General features: G+C 41.9%; 15 protein-coding genes. 4 read left to right on the top strand and 11 right to left on the bottom strand.

Annotation, left to right across the window (positions count from 1 at the left end; translation table 11 throughout):
- Nucleotides 1-6: 6 nt before the first annotated feature.
- The 7 genes from D7Z94_RS21815 to D7Z94_RS21850 all read right to left on the bottom strand — a co-directional run bounded on the left by D7Z94_RS21815 (nucleotide 7) and on the right by D7Z94_RS21850 (nucleotide 9,250).
- Nucleotides 7-1,743 carry an ankyrin repeat domain-containing protein gene (locus tag D7Z94_RS21815; RefSeq protein WP_120713767.1) on the bottom strand — a complete coding sequence of 579 codons (1,737 nt, stop codon included), beginning with the start codon at nucleotides 1,741-1,743 and terminating at the stop codon, nucleotides 7-9.
- Entirely contained in the window at nucleotides 1,740-2,111 is a 372-nt protein-coding gene (locus tag D7Z94_RS21820) for a BlaI/MecI/CopY family transcriptional regulator (protein WP_120713768.1), read from the bottom strand. The genes D7Z94_RS21815 and D7Z94_RS21820 overlap by 4 nt, the downstream gene beginning before the upstream one ends.
- 103 nt (nucleotides 2,112-2,214) lie before the next feature.
- Nucleotides 2,215-3,840: a sulfatase family protein gene (locus D7Z94_RS21825; protein WP_120713769.1), complete on the bottom strand. Its 1,626-nt coding sequence runs from the start codon at nucleotides 3,838-3,840 to the stop codon at nucleotides 2,215-2,217.
- A 109-nt stretch (nucleotides 3,841-3,949) separates the two neighbouring features.
- Nucleotides 3,950-5,539 (bottom strand): sugar phosphate isomerase/epimerase family protein, encoded by a 1,590-nt coding sequence (locus D7Z94_RS26025; RefSeq protein ID WP_245967278.1) that lies wholly within the window; start codon nucleotides 5,537-5,539, stop codon nucleotides 3,950-3,952.
- Nucleotides 5,540-5,681: 142 nt separating this feature from the next.
- Nucleotides 5,682-6,398, bottom strand: a complete 717-nt coding sequence (locus D7Z94_RS21835; protein ID WP_120713770.1) for a gluconate 2-dehydrogenase subunit 3 family protein — start codon at nucleotides 6,396-6,398, stop codon at nucleotides 5,682-5,684.
- A 2-nt stretch (nucleotides 6,399-6,400) separates the two neighbouring features.
- A complete protein-coding gene (locus D7Z94_RS21840) occupies nucleotides 6,401-8,122 on the bottom strand; it encodes a GMC family oxidoreductase (protein WP_120714047.1) in 1,722 nt (573 codons plus the stop codon).
- Between the two features lie 249 nt (nucleotides 8,123-8,371).
- Nucleotides 8,372-9,250: a helix-turn-helix domain-containing protein gene (locus D7Z94_RS21850; RefSeq protein ID WP_211341840.1), complete on the bottom strand. Its 879-nt coding sequence runs from the start codon at nucleotides 9,248-9,250 to the stop codon at nucleotides 8,372-8,374.
- 201 nt (nucleotides 9,251-9,451) lie between these two features.
- Between D7Z94_RS21850 and D7Z94_RS21860 the strand changes: the two genes are divergently transcribed.
- Together D7Z94_RS21860 and D7Z94_RS21865 are read left to right on the top strand one after the other, a co-directional pair.
- Nucleotides 9,452-11,275, top strand: coding sequence for a sodium:solute symporter family protein (locus tag D7Z94_RS21860; protein WP_120713773.1), 1,824 nt, complete (start codon nucleotides 9,452-9,454; stop codon nucleotides 11,273-11,275).
- Nucleotides 11,276-11,290: 15 nt separating this feature from the next.
- Nucleotides 11,291-12,478, top strand: coding sequence for a glycoside hydrolase family 130 protein (locus D7Z94_RS21865; protein ID WP_120713774.1), 1,188 nt, complete (start codon nucleotides 11,291-11,293; stop codon nucleotides 12,476-12,478).
- A gap of 83 nt (nucleotides 12,479-12,561) precedes the next feature.
- Here D7Z94_RS21865 and D7Z94_RS21870 read toward each other — a convergent pair whose 3' ends face one another.
- Together D7Z94_RS21870 and D7Z94_RS21875 are read right to left on the bottom strand one after the other, a co-directional pair.
- Nucleotides 12,562-14,661, bottom strand: a complete 2,100-nt coding sequence (locus D7Z94_RS21870) for a thioredoxin domain-containing protein (protein WP_120713775.1) — start codon at nucleotides 14,659-14,661, stop codon at nucleotides 12,562-12,564.
- 64 nt (nucleotides 14,662-14,725) lie between these two features.
- Nucleotides 14,726-16,114, bottom strand: coding sequence for a sialate O-acetylesterase (locus tag D7Z94_RS21875; RefSeq protein ID WP_120713776.1), 1,389 nt, complete (start codon nucleotides 16,112-16,114; stop codon nucleotides 14,726-14,728).
- A gap of 113 nt (nucleotides 16,115-16,227) precedes the next feature.
- Between D7Z94_RS21875 and D7Z94_RS21880 the strand changes: the two genes are divergently transcribed.
- A complete protein-coding gene (locus D7Z94_RS21880) occupies nucleotides 16,228-17,607 on the top strand; it encodes a Gfo/Idh/MocA family protein (RefSeq protein WP_120713777.1) in 1,380 nt (459 codons plus the stop codon).
- 40 nt (nucleotides 17,608-17,647) lie between these two features.
- Here D7Z94_RS21880 and D7Z94_RS21885 read toward each other — a convergent pair whose 3' ends face one another.
- Together D7Z94_RS21885 and D7Z94_RS21890 are read right to left on the bottom strand one after the other, a co-directional pair.
- Nucleotides 17,648-19,126, bottom strand: a complete 1,479-nt coding sequence (locus tag D7Z94_RS21885; RefSeq protein ID WP_120713778.1) for an SLC13 family permease — start codon at nucleotides 19,124-19,126, stop codon at nucleotides 17,648-17,650.
- Between the two features lie 134 nt (nucleotides 19,127-19,260).
- Nucleotides 19,261-20,160 carry a nucleoside hydrolase gene (locus D7Z94_RS21890; RefSeq protein ID WP_120713779.1) on the bottom strand — a complete coding sequence of 300 codons (900 nt, stop codon included), beginning with the start codon at nucleotides 20,158-20,160 and terminating at the stop codon, nucleotides 19,261-19,263.
- 223 nt (nucleotides 20,161-20,383) lie between these two features.
- On the opposite strand from D7Z94_RS21890, the gene D7Z94_RS21895 reads away from it, so the two are divergent.
- Nucleotides 20,384-20,815 (top strand): YybH family protein, encoded by a 432-nt coding sequence (locus D7Z94_RS21895; protein WP_120713780.1) that lies wholly within the window; start codon nucleotides 20,384-20,386, stop codon nucleotides 20,813-20,815.
- Nucleotides 20,816-20,820 lie beyond the last annotated feature (5 nt).

Genomic DNA, 20,820 nt, shown 5'->3' on the forward strand with positions numbered 1-20,820 from the left:
CAACTTTCATCTATCAATGCCCCCGTTGGCCAATAGATAATCGACAACTTCCTTATGTCCGTTCTTACGGGCCATTTTTAGGGCGGTGCGTACCCTTGGAGGATCGGCAGAGGTGTCAGTGCAAATTTTGTTTACATCGGCACTATTTTTTACCAGAAATTTAACCACTTCTAGGTGTCCTTGTTCAGAGGCGTTGATCAAAGGGGTCTCATCTCCCATAATTTCATAGTTCACGTTGGCTCCTGCGGTCACCAAATATTTTACAATTTCCAAGTGCCCACCTTTAGAAGCCATAATTAGTGGGTTTCCATCGCCTTCAACACCCCTTTCAATATCTGCGCCCATTTTTTGTAGTGTCTTTACCATAGCCAAATTTCCATTACTCGTGGCGTGGATCATAGCATTGCCATCGCCAGGGAAATCTTTATTCATATCTGCACCCTTGTCCGCTAAAAGTTGTAGCAATTCCATATTATCGGCATCAGCGGCCAGCCATACGGGATGACCATCCGCCTGCGACCCAAGATCAGGATCGGCTCCATTGTTCAATAAAAATTTCGCAATTTCAAATTTTCCATGGATAATTGCGTTGGTCAAAGCAGTGCCATCGCCCTTCACAAACTCATTTACATCCTCTCCTTGTTGTACCAGTGTTTTCACTTTTTCCAAATTCCCTTTTCGTACAGCTAGCAACAGCGCAGGTAAATCTCCGTCCTCCACATCAACATTAACATCAAAGTTAAAATCAACAGCTGTGGAAACATCGGTTTGGGTTGCCACGGAAACATCGGTTTGGGCCACTGCAGAAAATGGTTTGTTCAATACCAAAAGTATGGCGAATACTACTGGTGCTATGAAGGTGTACTTCCAATAATTGTACGGGTTCGATTTTTTTGTGTTCATCATGATGATTCGTTTTTTGATTAATGACTGATTATAATTTGATGTAATTGAAAGCGGTTTTTGGGTAGTTGCAATGTTTAAAAGGTTCATTTGATATTCTTGCGGAGGTATTTCCGAAGTGCGCAACACAAAACTATCAGTAAGGTATTCCAAGTTTTTTTCTACGTCCTTTCGGAAGAACCATGCTATTGGATTGAACCAAAACACAATAGTGGCCATTTCGGCCAACAATAGATCAATGGAATGCCATTGATACACATGGACTTTCTCATGCGCCAGTATCTGTTCATATTCTTTATAATCATGCTTCTTGGGGTCGATAAATATAAAATTGAAAAAGGAGCAAGGTTCAACAATACGGTCGGAATTAACGATTACGGTTTTACCTTCACGGATTGTATCAGCATGCCTTCCAGTTTTTCGTAAAACCCCGAATATCTGGAAAATGAAATGAAACATTAAAACAAGTACTCCAAATCCATAGAACAACAATACCCAAAACCAAAACCCTCTCTTAATGTCCTTAGGTGCATTCTCGTTTACAAACTGTACTCCTGCATCTTGGATATTTGGGTTGGGCATATCCACCCCTATAGTGGGTTTTTCATTTGTAGCAATAGGATCAATAGTGTTTTGGGCCTTTTCCACAAAGGAGTTCACCACCCCTTGATGGTTTACCAATTCGGGAAGTGTTATAAATGGGACGATGAAGGTCAACACCAAACATCCCACCAAATAAAAGCGATTGAGACCAAAAAAGCTTTCCTTGGAAAGAAAGAGTTTATAGAATGCCCAAAGGACGAAGAGTACCAGGGATGCCTTTATCAAAAATACCATCATGACCGCTTGTTATTTTTTGATTTGATAATACCTATCAGTTCCTCTATCTCTTGATCTGAGAGATTTTCCTGTTTGGCAAAATGTGCCATCATTTTTGGTAACGAATTCCCAAAGTATTTTTCCTTTATGCCCTTTATCTGCTCCTGCCGATAGACCTCCATGGGGATTATAGCTCTGTACCGGTCCGTATTGCCCAACTTTTCGGATGTTAGAAAGCCTTTCTTCACTAAAATCTTTATCAACGTAGCAACGGTATTATAATGCGGTTTGGGCTCTTGGAGTTCCGCGACTACCTCACGAATAAAAGCATTTTCCAGACGCCATATCACTTGCATAATCTGATCTTCCTTTTCCGTAAGTTTTTTCATGGTGGTAGTTTAACAAATCAAAACTACTAATAATTTAGTAATTCTACTAATTTTTTAGTAGATTAAATTATGAGCGTTCCATTTCAGAGGATTGAATAAAAAATTAAGGGTTATATTCTAAAATCTCACTGTCCCTATATCCTATCCTTTCGGCTTTGGCCTCAAAAGATAGTGTCTTGGGCAATGGGCTTGTATAAATATTCCAGATGGAGTCCTGATTTTTTTTCCAGACAATGGTAGCGTCCGCCTTTTTGGCTAATAAACGAATACTATCGTTCCTTTCCTCTACTTCTAATGGGCGTAACTTAAGCTGTTCCCCATCAGGCAGCCACTTGGAAATCAAATCCGTTTCAGGATATCGGCCTAAATCATTGGTCTCTTTCATCCAATTCTCAAGCACACCTCGTAGATGGACCAGAGTATCCTTAAATTCAGCTTTGCCCACCAAGTTGTTCAACTCATAGGGGTCGTTTTGTAAATCATATAATTCCTCCTCAGGCTTTGGAGCTTTTAACCAAAGGGATTGCGCTTCATTTAGCTTGCCTTCCGAATACAACTTGTTGAGTTCCCGCATTAGAGGCATTTGCTCCCGATAGGATACGGGTATGGCATGTGGCAACTCCGTGTTGAAGCTTTTAATATACTTATATCTCGCAGAACGTACGGCACGTAGCCTATCATACAGTTCATCAAAACGGTCTGAGGAATGAAAGGTGTATTGAGGTTTTTCAGTGGCCTCAAATTCCCCAAATTGCGCTGTGCCCTGCATCACCTTGGGCGGTTCTATTCCTACCAGGGAAAGTACGGTGGGAGCGAAATCAATAAAACTGATCAAACGATCATCGAAACTACCGGCATCCCTATTTTTTGGAAATTTAATGACCAAGGGCACTTTAAGCCCCGTATCGTACAACGCACGCTTATGCCTCGGGAAAGGCCCGCCATGATCGCCGTAAAAGAAAATGATACTATTCTCATAGAGCCCATCTTCTTTTAGATCTTGGATAATCTCCCCGACCTGATCATCCATACGTCTAAGATTGCTGTAATTTACCGCAATATCATGACGAACAATCTCGGTATCCGGAAAATAGGGCGGAACGGAAACGGATTCAGGTGAAACAAATAATGTACTGTCCCCTTTCTTCCAAATTCCGGATTCATGGCAAACGGAAAAATTAAATACGGTAAAAAAGGGTTGCCCTTCTTTCCTTTTTCGCCAATGTCTTTCATTGCTACTTTCGTCCCAGGCCGCATCGGTCTTTTCAAAATTGTAGTCTTCTTTGGGGCCATTGGCCGTATAGTATCCTTGCTTTCTTAAATACTCGGTAAACATCCGTGTGCCCGGGGGTACTATCGGCGAATAACTCGGGATACGTATTGTAGGTTCGTTGCCTTCCTGTTTCCACGGGGCATGGGTCCGCATGTTATGGGTTCCCAAAGTAGTCGGGTACATACCCGTGATAATAGAACTACGGGCAGGAGCACAAACCGGCACTGGGGCAACTGCATTGGTAAAGGTAATTCCATCTTGTGCCAAGTTCTCCAGATTTGGGAGTGAAATGGTACTGTCCCCATACATGGCAAAGCGCTCAGGGGATTGGTCTTCAGCCACCAGCCAAACAATATTGGGCAGATTTTGCTTCTTTTCGTTTGCAATGGTTTTTTTCTTTTCTGAGCAGTTTAAAAGAAAAAGCGCAAGTAAAACTAGGGCCGAATGTTTTTTCATACTGAAGCCAATTGATGTTGGATTGAAATTAACCTTTTAACCTTATGATAGAAAGCCCTTCCTTTTTTAAAAAGGAAGGGGCAAAATAATATGCATCTATGCTGTGGTACTACTTCCTTAAGCCCTTCAAATATTCAAAACTTGGGGATATTTGTTCTACTGAACGGGATGATTCATCCTCAATGAACATATAATCGATGTCCATTTTTTTAGCCTCTTTTACAATGGCTTCAATATCAATTTGCCCCGTACCCAAGACCACATTGGTCTCTACATCGGATGTACCGTTTTGATTTCCCTTAACTCCCTTTTTACAATCCTTAAGGTGCATCAATTTGAACTCCTTAGGATACTTCCGCAACCAGGCTACAGGATCCTCACCTGGATGGGCAAACCAATACACATCCATCTCAAAATCGAAATGGTCGGAATTCTTGATCATATAATCCATTAACAATTCGCCATTATGTGGACGAAACTCATAACCATGGGGATGGTAGGCAAGCGTAATACCTTCATCTTCCAATTTCTTTCCCGCTTTGTTGAAAACGTCCAATGCCAATTTTGTTTCCTTGATGGTGAAAATGGTATCATTATGTGGAATCCAAAAACATACGGCGTATTTGGCTCCATATTCCTTGGCTCTTTTGATTACGGTTTCGGGCGAATTTTGAAGCTCCTCAAAAGGGGCACTTACACTAACTATTTTCAAATCGTTTTTTGCCAACATTCCTTTGTACTCTTCCATGGTATAACCATAGGTACCATCGTTCCCGTCCTCCAGATTATGTATACCCCAACTCTTGATCTTGGCAAAAGTGCCGGGTACATCATTTGGGAACACATTGCGCAAACTGTAGATTTGCAACCCAATTTCCGGTTCATCCAAGCTCCTTAGATATTCAAGACTAGGGGGCACCTGTTCAACCACCCTGGATGATTCGTCTTCTATGAACATGTATTCAATACCGAGTTTTTTGGCTTCTGCCACAGTTCCTGCAATGTCCACTTGGCCCTGGCCTAAAATTACATTGGTTTCCACGTCTTCATGTCCGGTATTGTTTCCTTCTATACCGTGTTCCATATCCTTTAAATGCATTAAGGTAAATTTATCCGGATATTTTTTCATAAGGGCAAGGGGGTCGGCACCACCGTGGTGTGCCCAAAATACATCCAGTTCAAAAGTGTAATCCGTAGCATTTTGAGCCATATAGTCGAACAAGGTACCATCTTTCCAAGGCCGAAATTCATACCCATGGGGATGATACGCCAAAATTAATCCATGTTCCTTTAGCTTTTTACCGGCTCTATTAAAAACTTTTGTAGCATGCTCGGTCTCTTCCAAATCCCATTTGTTATCGTCATGGGGTACCCACGCACACATTACATATTTGGCATCAAAAGCCTTTGCATTTTTTATCACTTTATCCACGTTGTTCTCCAAGTCCCCAAAGCCTGCGCCCACACTTACTACATCCAGATTGTTCTCGGTAAGCATTTTTTTAAAATCTTCCATAGGAAGTCCGTAGGTACCGCCTCCTTCTATTTTGGTTATTCCCCAACCCTTAATGATTTTCAATGTGCCGGGGACATCTTCCTTAAACTGGTTTCGAAGGCTATATAATTGCAAACCTACCTCTTGGGCCGATACGGGAATAACAAAAAACAGTATCCCTACTAAAGTCAATAAATGTTTCATTTTACATATGTCTTTAATTATTGGAAATCCTTCCGAATCCCGTTTTACGGGATGGTGCCCTCTTCCGAATAGCAATATAATGAATCGTTAGATGCTGAATGTACTCTCTGGATAAACAATTTAGAAGAAGGGATGCTTCGTACTATGTCAATAGATTACCCTTATCGTCCCATTCAGCTAGTACACCGCGTTTGCTTTGATCTACACATTTGGCTATCCATTCCGGGTCATAGGCCACGCCGTGCTGGTCCAGTACGTCTTGGGGAACGCCATCCCATACATTGGGCTGGTTTCCTTTATATCCTAAATCGGCTATGCCTACTTTTGAGGTATAGTATCCCGTCATGGTAAGTGCCCGCATCAAATGGAAGAATTGAATTTCAAGAGGTTGTTCATCCAAAGGAACTTCCATATCATGAAAGCAAATGGTATCCAAAATCTGTTTCTGTTGCTCTAAGGTGGCCGATTTGAATTCGGTACCGAATTCCGTATTGCTTTTATGATCCAACCACATTAAACCGCCCAACAAGGTGTTCTGCATTTCTGGAACATCCTTGCCCATAAATTCAATAAATTCAGGCACTTTCGCCTCTATAGGGCCGCCATGCGGGTCCTTTGGAGGCAAAATCACCGTACTCAAAATGGCTATGGTCTCCATCTCATGATCATTGAACAACTGTTCCGCATTCAATTTTTCTATACGCTCCAGTTCTTCCGGTGTTCTACCAAAATATTTGGTGTCGCCCGCAGCCGGTATTTCTTCTGTTACCGCACCACCTTCCGTGTTGCAGCCATGGAAGGCCAAAGCCGATGCACCGGCCCCAAGAATAATGGTCTGTATACTTTTTCTTCTATCCATGCCTAAATATTTTGTTGTTTCAATTGCTCAATAATGTAATCACTCGCCCTCCATGACAAGGCCATAATAGTCCAGGTACAGTTCTTGTCCGCTTGGGAAACAAAGGGCCCTGCATCTACTATAAATACATTGTCCACATCATGCAATTGTTGGAATTTATTGGTAACCGAAGTCTTTGGATCATCACCCATACGTGTAGTACCAACTTCGTGAATAATTTTTCCAGGGGCCAATAGGCCATAATTTTGGTCTTTATCTGGTTTATCACCCAAAGGTTCTCCTCCCATATTGTGCAAAATCTCCTCAAAGGTATCCTGCATGTGCTTGGCTTGTTTTACTTCCAAATCCGACCATTTGTAATTGAACTTTAAAACGGGAATACCGAATTGATCCACCGTAGTCGGGTCTATTTCGCAATAGTTTTCCTTTCTGGCAACACCTTCTCCACGGCCGGACATCCCAACAACGGAACCATAATACTTTTTAACATCCTCCCTTAAACTATCGCCATAGCCTCCTACTGGAAGTCCAAAAAACTTATTGAATTCATTTGGGTTCATGGCAAACCCATAATTGGGCTGACCCATACCGCCCCAAATTTCAATATGGTAACCTCTGGGGAAATCCAATTTGGAATTATCGCCCCACCAAGGTGAGTACACATGCATACCTCCTACCCCGTCTTCATTGTAGGACACCTTTCTGTTCATCAAGGCCGGAATAAATCCCGCACGACTGGCACCGGTAGAATCGTGGAGGTATTTGCCCATGACATCACTGCTATTGCCAAGACCATTGGGATGCTGTTTACTTTTACTATTCAAAAGAATACGGGCAGAACTACAGGCCGACGCCGCCAGAACTACTACCTTACCCTTTAGTTTATATTCTTTCCTATCGTCTTTACTGATATAGGATACCCCAGTGGCCTTGCCCTCTTCGTTTGTGGTTACCTCACGGACCACGGAGTTTACAAAAATCTTGACTTTACCCCCGTTTTTCTGTGCAGGGAAGATCAAACAACTGCCTGCTGAAAAATCCGCATACACCGAACATGAACGTCCACACTGTCCACAATAAAAACATACCCCTCGATCATTGTTAATTTTTTTGGTCAACATGGACATTCGGGAGGGATAGACCGGAACCCCACTCTTTTTGGCTCCTTCAATGTAAAAGAGTTCATGTAACCTAGGCTTTGGTGGTGGAAGAAAAAAGCCATCGGGATCGTTTTCAAGACCTTCATTGGTACCAAATACCCCGATCAGTTTATCCACTTTGTCATAATAGGGTTTAACATCCTCGTAACCAATGGGCCAGTCATCACCATGCCCGTCCCGGGTCTTGCCCTTAAAATCCTTTGGTCCAAAACGCAACGAAATGCGCCCCCAATGATTGGTCCGACCTCCTAGCATATGTGAACGAAACCAGTGAAATTCGGTGCCTTCCGCATGGGTATACGGCTCGCCTTCTATCTCCCATCCGCCATAGGCCATATCCCATTCTCCAAAGGCCCTATCCGTTCCTGCGCCTCTTCGTGGTGATTCATAAGGCCATTTCAACTGGGTCATGGTCTTTGGATCGGCCGGATCAAAAAATGGACCAGCTTCAACAACCGCAACATTGAGTCCGGCATCTGCCAGCTGTTTAGTAGCCATTCCGCCACCTGCTCCCGAACCTACGATAATAACGTCATATACTTCGGAAGATTCTTTAATCTGCATCATGTATTTATTCTGATTGGTTTACGAATTAATTTTGTGTGGTATAAGTTACATCTTTTCTCCAAAGATGAAATAACGATTTCCTGTTTGAAGAAAAAATTGAAATAAAAGACAAAAAATGATAAAGAATATTCACTAAACTTTGATGTGAACAACGAAAAGCCGAGTATTCTTCCATATTCCCATAACTCTACAGCTATGCGCTCTATATTCTTTATTTTCAGGGTATTTTCTATTATCATATATTGATTATAATACGCGTTTGATTCCTGAAAAATCCTGACGATATTGGGTCGGGGTACGACCTTTACTTTTTCTGAATACCCTGTTGAAATTTGCAATGCTATTGAAACCGCACATAAAAGCGATTTCGGAGATACTCAAATCCTTTTCGATCAACCAGCGGGAAGCATAACCTATCCGGACATCGTTTAAATATTCAACAAAAGTCTTCCCGGTTCTTTTCTTAATAAATCGATTAAAGGAAACATTGCTCATATTGAGCATCTCTGAAACTTCCGATAAGGTTATTTTTGAGTGATAGTTTTCTTGGATATATTCATAGAGTTGTTTGATCTTGTCGCTATTCTCAAAATTTTCTAGATGTATGGTCGATGTGGACAGTAGTCGCTGGTTCCTGGAATTAGCAAGATCGTACAATATGGAAAGTAGTTCCAAAAAATAATCGATCCCGCCCAATTTGGAGACCTTGACTATCCTAGGGGCCATGGCCCTAGTAGTTTCCTCCGAAAACAAAATACCATGTAAGGAACGGTCGAACAAGTCCTTTAAAGGTTTCATTATGGTCCTTCTCAAAAAAGCATCATCAAACAAGTCTTCATGAAACTGTATAGTAACCTCACGAATATCTTTTTGGGTGCATTTGTGCTGTTCCCACCCATGATATAGACTAGAGCCGATTAGGACAAGCTCTATATCTTCTATTTCTTCAATGCTATCCCCAACTATACGTTGCACACCTTTTCCTCCCGAAATAAAGTTAAGCTCCATTTCCGGATGGAAATGGACCGGGAAGTCAAAAAAATCCTTGGTCCTATCAAAGACCAAAAAACTATCCAAACTGGATAAAGGGGTAATCTCGCGATGTATTTTTTTTAGAATTTCCAAGAATTATCCTATTATTTTGCCGGATTTAGTCATTCAAATGATAAAATCCTATCAGGGCAATATTAACAATTTTTTTAGATTTGAAATTAGATTTAGCCTAAAAATATCGTCTAAAATTGTCAATACTTTAAAAATCAATATTTTGATTTATTGTTTTAACGATCTTTTTCTGTCCCTCATCGAACAAAACGTCAATAACGTATGCTACAAGGCGTAGATATTGTAATAATACTTGCCTATCTCCTGGCCACCGTTATTATAGGTCTGGTACTACGCAAGAAAGCGCAACAAAGCAAGGACGATTATCTCCTAGGGGGCAAATCCCTGCCCTGGTATATGTTGGGCCTGTCCAACGCTTCTGGAATGTTCGATATTTCAGGGACGATGTGGCTGGTGACCCTAACCTTTGTTTATGGGCTAAAAAGCATTTGGATCCCTTGGCTATGGCCGGTTTTCAATCAAGTATTCTTAATGGTATACCTCTCTGCGTGGCTAAGAAGGTCCAATGTCACTACGGGAGCGGAATGGATTTTCTTCCGTTTTGGAGAAGGGAAAGGTGGTAAATGGTCACATACGGTAGTGGTCCTATTCGCCATAGTTAGTTGTTTGGGATTCCTTGCCTATGGATTTATAGGTTTGGGGAAGTTTGTAGAAATCTTTATCCCTTGGGAAGCTGTAAGCGCTTATATTCCCTTTGACATCGCTCCAAAATTTGTCCCCCATTTTTACGGTACGATATTTACCTTGTTCGCGGTTTTCTATTCTGTTTTGGGTGGAATGTCCGGAATTGTATGGACCGATCTTTTACAATTTACCATAATGACCATTTCTTCCATTGCCATTGCTGTAATCGCATGGGTAGCGATGGGAGAGCATACCCTGACCGTACCGGAAGGTTGGATGGATCCCTTTTTTGGATGGAACCTGGACATAGACTGGACCGGGATTATTTCCGAGGTGAACGAGAAAATAACTTCCGATGGTTTTTCTTTATTTACCATTTTCTTCATGCTATGCGTGTTCAAAGGAATCCTTTCCAGTGTTGCCGGACCAGCACCCAATTACGACATGCAAAAGATACTATCGACCAAATCGCCCAAGGATGCGGCCAAAATGAGCGGTTTTGTCTCCTTGGCCCTTATGCCTACCCGGTATCTAATGATAGGTGGTTTTGGCATCTTAGGCATTCTTTTTTACGATCAGTTGGACCTACAGCGTGGAGGGGTTATTGATTTTGAGCAGATTTTGCCTTCAGCCATTAGCCAATTTGTGCCTGTTGGATTAATGGGCCTATTATTGGCAGGTCTCTTGGCAGCTTTTATGAGCACTTTTGCAGGGACATTGAATGCTGCCCAGGCCTATTTGGTCAATGATATTTACTTGCGCTATAAAAAAGATGCCAAGCCAAAGCAGGTCAATAGAATGAATTACGCCAGTGGAATTGTAGTTGTAATCGTAAGTATTGTCCTTGGCTTTTATGTAAAGGACGTAAATTCCATAACACAGTGGATTGTGTCAGCCCTTTGGGGAGGCTATATCGTGTCCAATATTCTAAAATGGCACTGGTGGCGTTTTAATGGAGAAGGCTATTTCTGGGGCATGTTATCCGGGTTGGTCCCAGCCATACTTTTCCCCTTGATATTCCCCGAAACCTTGGAATTGTATCTTTTTCCACTGTTGCTCGTTATTACCGCGTTAGGTTGTATTATTGGAACCTACACTGGAGCTCCCACCGAAGAGTCTAAGCTTATCGATTTTTATAAGAAAACACGTCCCTGGGGCTTTTGGAAACCTATTGAATCCAAGGTTTTGGCCAAAGATCCCAATTTCAAAAAGAATACGCTCTTTAAGAAGGATATGTTCAACGTTTCTGTGGGCGTTATTGCCCAAACCTTATTGGTCATCATACCCCTGTACCTTATCCTTAGGGAGTATTATTCCTTATTGATATGCTTGGGTCTTCTGGCCATATGTGGAATCTTGCTTAAAAAACTATGGTGGGACAAATTAGACCAACAACTTTAAAATATCCGACTAATTATGATAACCGTTAACAGTGCAAAAAAAATCAAGAACTATAACGCCTTGATGGAAAATCACAAAACGCTTATCCAAAAAAGGAATATGCCCATTAGCGAGGGTAACAGAATTTACAACAGATATGAAAACCCCATTATAACTGCTGCGCACACCCCAATACATTGGCGATACGATCTTAGTCATCAAACCAACCCGCATGGATTGGAACGTATAGGTATAAATGCTGCTTTTAATGCCGGAGCTATTAAATGGCAGGGAAAATATCTTTTGATGGTGAGAGTGGAAGGTAATGACCGAAAATCATTCTTTGCCTTTGCGCAAAGTGACAATGGACTGGATAATTTCAAATTTTGGGACAAACCCTTTTTACTTCCGCAAAATGCAAATCCGGACATCAATGCTTATGATATGCGCTTGGTTAGGCATGAAGACGGTTTTATCTATGGTATTTTTTGTTCCGAACGAAAAGATCCCAATGCCTTGAAAACCGATACTTCCGCCGCCATAGCCAACGCAGGGATCATTCGATCAAAGGACCTTCAAAATTGGGAACGTCTCCCGGACCTCATCTCGAATTCCAAACAACAACGCAACGTAACCCTTCATCCCGAGTTTGTAAATGGAAAGTACGCTATTTATACCAGACCACAGGACGGTTTTATAGAGACAGGTTCAGGAGGAGGAATAGGTCTAGGGTTTATTGAGAAGATGACCTATCCTAAAGTAAAAGATGAAGTAATCATAAACAACAAACAGTACCATACGGTTTATGAGCTTAAAAACGGTCAAGGGCCATCACCATTAAAAACTAAGGAAGGTTGGTTGCACCTGGCGCACGGTGTACGTAATACAGCGGCCGGACTGCGTTACGTACTCTATATGTTCATGACAGATTTAAATGATATTACCAAGGTTATACATCAACCCGGGGGATACTTCATGGCCCCTAACGATACGGAAATTTATGGGGATGTGGGCAATGTCCTATTTTGCAATGGATGGATTGCCAATGAAGATGGTAAGGTCTTTATTTATTATGCCTCTTCGGATACACGGATGCATGTGGCCACCTCCACTATAGATATTTTGGTGGACTATTGCAAAAATACCCCGCAAGATAAATTGAGCACCAATGGTTCCGTTGAAAATATTCTGACATTGATTGAAAAGAACAAGGGATTATATTAAAATATTCCACTTTATTTGTTTAGTTTTTTGAGTTTGTAAACGGCACTCTTGAACACTTTGTCAAGGGTGTCTTTTTTGAATAATCAGAAGTCGCGCAGCTGTACCATGGCTTCATCTACGGTCTTCACCGGGAGTTTACAGGTACTGTTCTGACATACATAAACAAAGGTACCATCCTCTTTATACCGGTCCTTGAATAAAGGAAGGTCACTTTCCGATAGACTGCCCACTACCAAAGTATTTGGAATGGATTTTTGATTCAGGTTGTTTACCAAAGGAAGTGCATTTTTACCGACCACTGCAATTTCGTAATAGGGAAAGGTGTTGTGTAGCAACAGCGTATTCCATTTGGAATAGCTTGCCGCACTTTCCCCAACCGATGGCATCATGGAAGAAAGCATGGATTTTGATTTTTCCAAAAACCGGGTATCGTAAAGTAGATGCCCCAAAACAAACAAATTATGCGCCATTACCGCATTGGGAGAAGGCAAGACCCCATCATCCGTTTTAATGATCCGAGCGATAAGTTCATTATTCTTATTATAGTGGTACATTCCCGAAGCTTGATCCAGAAATTGGTCCTGTACTTTATCGGATAAGGCCTGAGCAAAATTCAGATATGAAGTTTCCAAGGTTACAACATATAAGTTCAGTGATGCATCAGCTAAAAAAGCATAATCCTCCAAAAACCCCCCAATATGCCTTCCACCTTCCTTATAGGAATGGATAAGTTCCCCGTTTTGATAACTTTTTTCCGTGAGAAATCTAAATATGGCCTTGGCCTTTTCTAAATGTTTCCTCTGACCAAATGCCTTATATGCATCTACAAAACCATTGATCAAAAGGGCGTTCCAGGAAGTAATGACCTTATCATCCAAACCTGGACGTATGCGCTGCTTCCGGGCTTCCAGAAGCTGTTCTTTCCAGCTTTTTCTAGCAGAATTCAAAGCGTTCCGCGAAATATCATTTTCTTTGGAAAAATCCGCATCCTCCACCGACTTATGGAGCACATAGGTATCCTCCTCCCAGGCATCTTCTGCCCTTATATTGTAGTATTTTGCAAACAGTTCAAAGTCTTCATCCAAAACAGATTGGAGCTCCTCTTTCCCCCATGTATAAAATTTCCCTTCTTCTCCCTCACTATCCGCGTCCATAGCGGCATAATATCCCCCTTTCGGATGCTTCATCTCCCTTTCCAAAAAAGCTATGGTTTCCAACACCTTATCCCTATATTCCAACTCTTTGTAAACGGTAAAGGCCTTTGAATAAAGACTTAAGGCCTGGGCATTGTCATACAACATCTTTTCAAAGTGCGGTACTTTCCAGCGTGTATCCGTACTATAGCGAAAAAACCCTCCTCCGATGTGGTCATAAATTCCGCCCGATAATATTTTGTCCAATGTATTTTTTACATGGGCCTTGACCAGATCGTCCTTGGCCAAAAGTGCGTAGTCCATTAGAAAATCCAGATTTACCGGAATCATGAATTTTTGTTCTCCTTGATCTCCGCCCCATTCCAAATCCCAAAAAGGCTTCCAGCTATCCACACTTTTGTGCAAGGCATCTTCGTTTAATAGTTCAAAATCCGTTGACGGTGCTATCAAATTGACCTCTTGTATACCCTGGGCGACCATATCCGAATATTCGGCAGCCTTCTCCGGATTATTTGTATACATGTCGCTGACTTTGGACAAGACTTGCATCCATTGATTTTTTGTATGATATGTATTCCCGTATAAGGGTTTCCCGTTCGGCAATGTAATTACGTTCAAAGGCCATCCTGAGTTGCTGTCGATAAGTCGTACAAAGGTTTGGTAAATGTTGTCTATATCGGGGCGTTCTTCCCGATCTACTTTTATACTAATGAAGTTGTCGTTCATTATTTTAGCCACCTCTTCATCCTCAAACGTCTCTTCCTCCATAACATGGCACCAATGACAGGAAGAATATCCTATACTGACCAAAACCAACTTGTTTTCCTTTTTGGCTTCGTCCAGGGCTTCCTGGCTCCATGGGCGCCAATTTACGGGGTTATGGGCATGCTGTAATAAATATGGACTCGTTTCATTGACCAAGGCGTTGGTATACTTATGTACCGAGGATAGTTTTTTGGCTTTTTCCTTACACGAGAAGATGACAAATAGAAATACAAGGAAATAGGTTACATGAAAACGTTGCATCATGGATATCAACTAATAGTAATCGCTAAAATACCGTTTTAAGATACAACGATATGTTAACGTACTGCTATTGTTTTTCGCTTGTAAAACTGGAAACTGGTAGTCCCGCCCCGTTAAACAAGTTTGGTTCGGCAATATTGTTCCACGCATAGCGGACCTTATTGGGCACTTTTACCTCTTTTGAAGACAGGATTATCCTATCATTTTTAATAATTGCCTTGGCCGGATAAAATTGGCCGTCATCGCCCGCTATTTCAAAATGGGTAATCTTTTTCCCTTTGGAAAATAGGCCTTCTGCATTGTCAAAAGTGACTTCTACTTTTTTTCCTTGAATGCTCATTGTATTAAATAACGGACTATGAACAACACCCTCAATCTCTTTATAATGCTCCTTCAGGGCAATGTTTGCCATCCGAAGTCCAACATCCTGTTTATTTGGCGGATGAATGTCATCTATGGTAGCAATATCACTGGTAACCACCATTCCACTATTGGGAATCATTTTTAAGGCCCTTCGCTGCTGATCACGAATCAATACACCCACTTCTTCGGTACCATATTTATAGGGCGCAATCTGTACATAATAAAATGGAAACTCATACCCCCATACACTTCTCCATGAAGCTACCATTTCGGAAAATAGCTTTGCATAGGTACTATAGTTTGCCGTATTGGACTCTCCCTGATACCATATGGTACCCGCTATCCTAAAAGGGACTATGGGATATACCATAGCATTGTAAAGTGCCGCTGTAAATCCCGGACTCCATTTATTATTTTCCACTGCTTTGGCAGCCTCTTTAAGATCCATATGATTCTCGAATACGGATACAGGCGTCCAAACTTCTGCGGGCGTACCGCCCCAAGCATTGTCTATTAAACCTATGGGCACATTTAATTCCCCTTGAAGCCTACGTGCAAAAAGGTATGCCACGGCACTAAAATCCTTCATGGTATCCGGGGTACAGACTTCCCAGCTTCCGGGAACACTTTCTTGTGGAAATTCCGAAGTACGTTTGGGAATGGTGAGCAATCTGATGTTCGGGTAATCCGCATTTTTAATCTCTTCTTCGGCATTATCGATCCCTGCACCGGTCGTAGCGCTCCATTCCATATTGGACTGTCCGGAACAAAGCCATACCTCACCCACCAAAATATTTTGTAGCACAATTTCATTATCTCCCTTAATGGTAATTGTGAAGGGACCACCGGCTTCTGGGGTGGTTACAAGAACTTTCCATTTGGTATCCAGAGCGGTCTTGACCGTATATTGCTTTTGGTCCCATCCTGTGGTAATTGTAACCTCTTCATTCAAATTGCCCCATCCCCAGAAAGCCACTTCCGCATTTCGCTGTAAGACCATATTGTCCGAAAAGATATTGGGAAGCGTCACTTCTGCCTTTGACAAATGGATACTTGACAAAAAAATCAGCAGAATAAAAAGTTTGGTCTTCATAATCTTAAGGTTTAGCACAATTGTTACTAAATATACTTATTTAGCACAAATTGTTAACATTATATTTTCTAAAATGATTTCAATATCTTTAGTACCAACAGATAACCGATACAATGGCAAATAAAGATTCAAACATTAAAAGAAGACAATTTCTCAAAGGTACAACGGCGGCCATGGTGCTCTCCTCTTTCGGAGCTTATGGTTTTGATTTAATGAACAAAGAAAAACCTGTCCGTGTTGGACTTATAGGAACGGGATGGTATGGAAAGAGCGATCTTTTTCGTTTGATCCAAGTGGCTCCCGTAGAAGTGGTTTCCCTGTGCGATCCGGACAACAACTTGCTTACAGAGGCTGCCGAATTAGTAAGTCAACGCCAGAAATCAGGTAAAAAACCTAAACTCTACTCCGACTATCGAAAGATGCTTGCAAAAAAAGATTTGGACTTGGTCCTTGTGGGGAGTCCGGATCACTGGCACGCACTACATGGTATTGAAGCTATGAAATCCGGTGCCCATGTATATTTGCAAAAGCCGATAAGTGTAGATGTAATGGAAGGAGAGGCTCTTGTAGCGGCGGCAAGAAAATATAACCGTGTGGTCCAAATTGGTACCCAACGTAAAAGCACACCCCATCTGATCGATGCTAAAAAGCGCGTTGTAGATGCTGGACTATTAGGGAAAATATCCCACGTGGAAATGTGTTGCTACTTTCATATGAGGGCCAATGGTAATCCCCCTGTACAGGAGGTTCCTGATTTTTTGGACTATGAGATGTGGACCGGTCCCGCGCCACTACGTCCGTATGATGGCATACCCCATAAGCGATGGTGGCGTACTTTCATGGAATATGGGAATGGTATAATGGGAGACATGTGTGTTCATATGTTGGATACGGTCCGTTGGATGCTGGATCTGGGATGGCCCAATAAAATTAGCTCTACTGGAGGTATTTATGTTCAGAAAGATGGAAAATCCAATATAGCGGATACCCAAAGTGCGGTATTCGAATATGACGGTCTTAACTGTGTATGGCAGCATCGTTCTTGGGGTAGCCCGGCAGATCCGGAATACCCTTGGTCTTTTAAATTGTATGGGGATAAAGGAACGTTGGCCGGCAGTACCATGCAGGCAGATTTTATTCCCTATGGCGATGGGGAACCGATACACTTTGATGTTTTGTACGAGAAAGAAAAATATCCTGAGGACGTTACCGAAAAAGATATTGAATTGAATGCGGCCCCTGCGACCCGTTGGCATATGAACGATTGGCTATCGGCCATCGATAAAGGCACTTTACCTGTGGCAGATGTTTTGGACGGACACATCTCCACGGCCAGCTGTATTCTTGCCAATATGGCAATGGATTTGAAAAGACCCTTGGTATACGATCCCGAAAAAAGAATAGTGGTCAACGATCCGGAAGCTACAGCACTATTGCAAAGGCCATATCGAGGGGATTGGGAACATCCGCATCCCGATCAGTTTGAAAACTGATTGTTGAGCCTATTTAATCATCGGTTCGGATTCCTATTACTTATTCCGCCCAAATCGGGAGTTCGACGGTAATACCCATAATGGGCAATATAAAATAATATAGCAGCAACGGAAGTACCACGATACAAATTAGGTTTAACCAAAAACCTGTTTTTGCCATATCCGCTACTCGAATCCGACCACTTGCAAAAATAACGGTATTTGTACCTGTACCGGAAGGCATCATAAACGCAAACGAGCATGCAAAGGTTGCCGGGACCATGATTAATAGTGGATTTATACTGCCTGCAACTCCCATTGCCGCTAATACCGGTAGAAATATCGTAGCGGTAGCCGTGTTGGAGTTTACCTCCGTGATGAAGATAATTAGGGCAACAATACCCAATAAGATGAGGAATTCAGGAAGGTTGCCCATAAATAAAAAAGAGTTGCCCATCCACTCTGCCAGACCCGTACTTTTGAATCCGGAACCCAGGGCCAAGCCACCTCCCAGGAACATGGCCACTCCCCAAGGCACACTACTCGCAGTTCTCCAATCCATTAGTTTACCATCTTTCCCATCACCAATTAAAAACAAAAGGATAGCGCCAAAAAGTGCCACCGTACTATCATGTACATAATCTGCTACTCCCAAAAGGCTGCCCCATCCAGAAAGAACAAAATCACCGATAATAAAGTCTTTTCTAAAAACCCAACCCAGGGCAGTAAGTAAAAAAATAATGAATACTCTTTTCTCTCCACTACTCATTTTCCCTAAGCGATTCATTTCATGGACAAGACCGAAATTGGCCAATTTTGCATCCTTTTGGATTTTCAAGAACGAGACTAGATAGATCCAAATAACAGGAATGAAAATAGCAACCAACGGTAAAGCTATTTTCATCCAGTCCACAAAACCAATTTCCGGTGCATCCGGATATAGTTTGTCCATTAATCCTGCAAAAACCAAGTTGGGCGGGGTCCCGATAAGGGTACCGGTTCCTCCAACACTGGCGGCATAGGCAATGCCTAAAAGGAGTGCCAGTCCAAAATTCCCTACATTATTTTCTTTCTGTTTTTCAATTAGTGATGTAGCAATGGGTAACATGATCAAAACCACGGCCATATTTGTAATCCACATGGATAAAAGTGCTGTGGCCACCATGAAACCTAAAATAATCTTCCGTTGACCCGTACCTAAAAGACCTATGGTACGCAACGCTATTCTTTTATGAAGATTTTGCTTCTCTACACCTTTGGCCAAGATAAAAGCTCCCAAAAGCATAAGCACATAATCGTGACCGTAGACCTTGGTAGTCTCAGCAGAATTCAGGATACCCAGGGTGGGAAACAATACCACCGGCAAAAATGCGGTAACATAAATGGGAATAGCTTCGGTAACCCACCAAACAATCATTAACAGGGCGATGGCCCCCATCTTTTTTCCTTCCAAGGAAAGTGCGGCCGGTGTAGGTAGAATGAGGATTGCCAAAAACAACAGTATGCCAAGCCAGAGACCGGTTCTATTGCTAGATTTCATGGGTATGACTTAATATCCAAATTTTTTTTGAGAACATACCACACATTTTTTTGTACTTTGATTTACCAAAAGTATTGTAGTTGAAATTGAACGGACGGCCTTCTCTCCTGTCACTTACCGGAAGATGGGTTGAACTAAAGTTTTTCCAACTTGGCAACAATACGATCAAAACAATCGTTTAGAAACTTCTCTTTATCGATATCCTTGTAGAGATATACTTCTTTATTCTCAAAGACATCCACTTTTACTTCGGTTACCCATTCCGGATGTAACATGGCCTCTATCAAGGCAATATCCCAAAGCACGCGTTCTTCCCTTCCCCCATCATCATGATCAAACCAATGTTGTACCAGATAATCTCCCAAGTCATGCTTGCCCGCCAAACGTTTTTTGGTTTCCGAGAACTTGGATTTCATCTGATTTACCTCACTCACAGGGAGAATATGCATTTCCACCTCAGAGGATAACAGTAATTCAGCAGCTTGCGGATCCATCATGGGATTGAAATCGGTTCGCTTGGAGCTATTGTTCTTAAAGTCATAGGTGGTACCCAACCAGTATAATTTTATTTTCGAACTAATGGTCGGGTCAATAAAAACAGCTGAGGCAACATTAGTAAGGGCCCCAAGGGCTACAATGGTCAATTTTTCTCCAGCCGTCTGAAGATGTGCCTCCTTAATAATGTTGTATGTCGCCGCAGAATGCAATGCCATATCCCCCCAATCATACATTCTTCGGTGCCCTCCCCGCAAAAGTTTTGTATTCTCCGGTTTTAAATAAGCCACCAATACCTGGTTTATCCTGTGGCCTTCTTCCATACTACGATCCGAAGTCCATTGGCTGGCCTGCCATTGTGTAGCGTTCAACGCCTGAATTTCCCAAGTGGGCTCTGCAAAGGCGCGAACTATGGCAAATGGGTCGTCTACCTCATTAGCGGTGTCCGCATCCAAAATAATCTTGGTCTTTTCCTGGGCCTGCCCTGTAGACATTTCAAAAAAAACCAAGGTTAATAGAGATAACACGTAAAGTTTCATGGTTGGTAATATGAGATATTGTTAGTTTATCGCTAATATATCCAATACTTTTAGAAAACCTTTCCTGGATAATATCAAAAAAGTAGGTTTTGGTAGTTTTGTAACGGAAAATGTCAAAAACAAGTTAACCCTTATTATTTATAGCCCTTACTTGTTCTGTAATTAGTTCTGTTTAGGGGGAAGGGCAAATTTTTAAATCAAGAACGTATTAAGTCAAACCAAAATGAAAAATCTATTTGTATTAGCCTTCATATTGATTCAAGTTTCATGTCAGCACCAAGTTTCGGAAAAAGAGGATATTAGCGCTATCCGCAATCTTTTGGAGACGCAGGCAAAATCGTGGTCCAACCATGATATTGAAGGTTTTATGGAAGGATATCTAAAATCCGATTCCATAGCTTACTTTGGGAGCGGCAGTATGCGATACGGCTATCAGGCCATGTTGGATGGTTATAAAGAAAGGTATCCTACCAAAGCCCATACCGGAACACTTGCGTTTACGCTTCATGATATTTCAAAAATTAGTGAAGATGCCTATTGGGTAATGGGCGAATATCATTTGACCCGGGAAGTTGGCGATGCCAATGGAACCTTTATGATCGTTCTTAAACGTATCAACGGTGAGTGGAAAATCATAGGTGACTCTTCCTGTTAACCAGG

The sequence above is a fragment of the Ulvibacterium marinum genome, assembly GCF_003626755.1.
In the GTDB taxonomy this organism is placed as follows: Bacteria; Bacteroidota; Bacteroidia; order Flavobacteriales; family Flavobacteriaceae; genus Ulvibacterium; species Ulvibacterium marinum.

Bases quoted from the DNA above. Each gene is read 5' to 3' on its own strand.
- D7Z94_RS21860 (WP_120713773.1), top strand. From the start codon at position 9,452: ATGCTACAAGGCGTAGATATTGTAATAATACTTGCCTATCTCCTGGCC.
- D7Z94_RS21895 (WP_120713780.1), top strand. From the start codon at position 20,384: ATGAAAAATCTATTTGTATTAGCCTTCATATTGATTCAAGTTTCATGT.
- D7Z94_RS21835 (WP_120713770.1), bottom strand. From the start codon at position 6,398: ATGGATAGAAGAAAAAGTATACAGACCATTATTCTTGGGGCCGGTGCA.
- D7Z94_RS21840 (WP_120714047.1), bottom strand. From the start codon at position 8,122: ATGCAGATTAAAGAATCTTCCGAAGTATATGACGTTATTATCGTAGGT.
- D7Z94_RS26025 (WP_245967278.1), bottom strand. From the start codon at position 5,539: ATGAAACATTTATTGACTTTAGTAGGGATACTGTTTTTTGTTATTCCC.
- D7Z94_RS21820 (WP_120713768.1), bottom strand. From the start codon at position 2,111: ATGAAAAAACTTACGGAAAAGGAAGATCAGATTATGCAAGTGATATGG.
- D7Z94_RS21870 (WP_120713775.1), bottom strand. From the start codon at position 14,661: ATGATGCAACGTTTTCATGTAACCTATTTCCTTGTATTTCTATTTGTC.
- D7Z94_RS21890 (WP_120713779.1), bottom strand. From the start codon at position 20,160: ATGAAACTTTACGTGTTATCTCTATTAACCTTGGTTTTTTTTGAAATG.
- D7Z94_RS21875 (WP_120713776.1), bottom strand. From the start codon at position 16,114: ATGAAGACCAAACTTTTTATTCTGCTGATTTTTTTGTCAAGTATCCAT.
- D7Z94_RS21865 (WP_120713774.1), top strand. From the start codon at position 11,291: ATGATAACCGTTAACAGTGCAAAAAAAATCAAGAACTATAACGCCTTG.
- D7Z94_RS21885 (WP_120713778.1), bottom strand. From the start codon at position 19,126: ATGAAATCTAGCAATAGAACCGGTCTCTGGCTTGGCATACTGTTGTTT.
- D7Z94_RS21825 (WP_120713769.1), bottom strand. From the start codon at position 3,840: ATGAAAAAACATTCGGCCCTAGTTTTACTTGCGCTTTTTCTTTTAAAC.
- D7Z94_RS21880 (WP_120713777.1), top strand. From the start codon at position 16,228: ATGGCAAATAAAGATTCAAACATTAAAAGAAGACAATTTCTCAAAGGT.
- D7Z94_RS21815 (WP_120713767.1), bottom strand. From the start codon at position 1,743: ATGATGGTATTTTTGATAAAGGCATCCCTGGTACTCTTCGTCCTTTGG.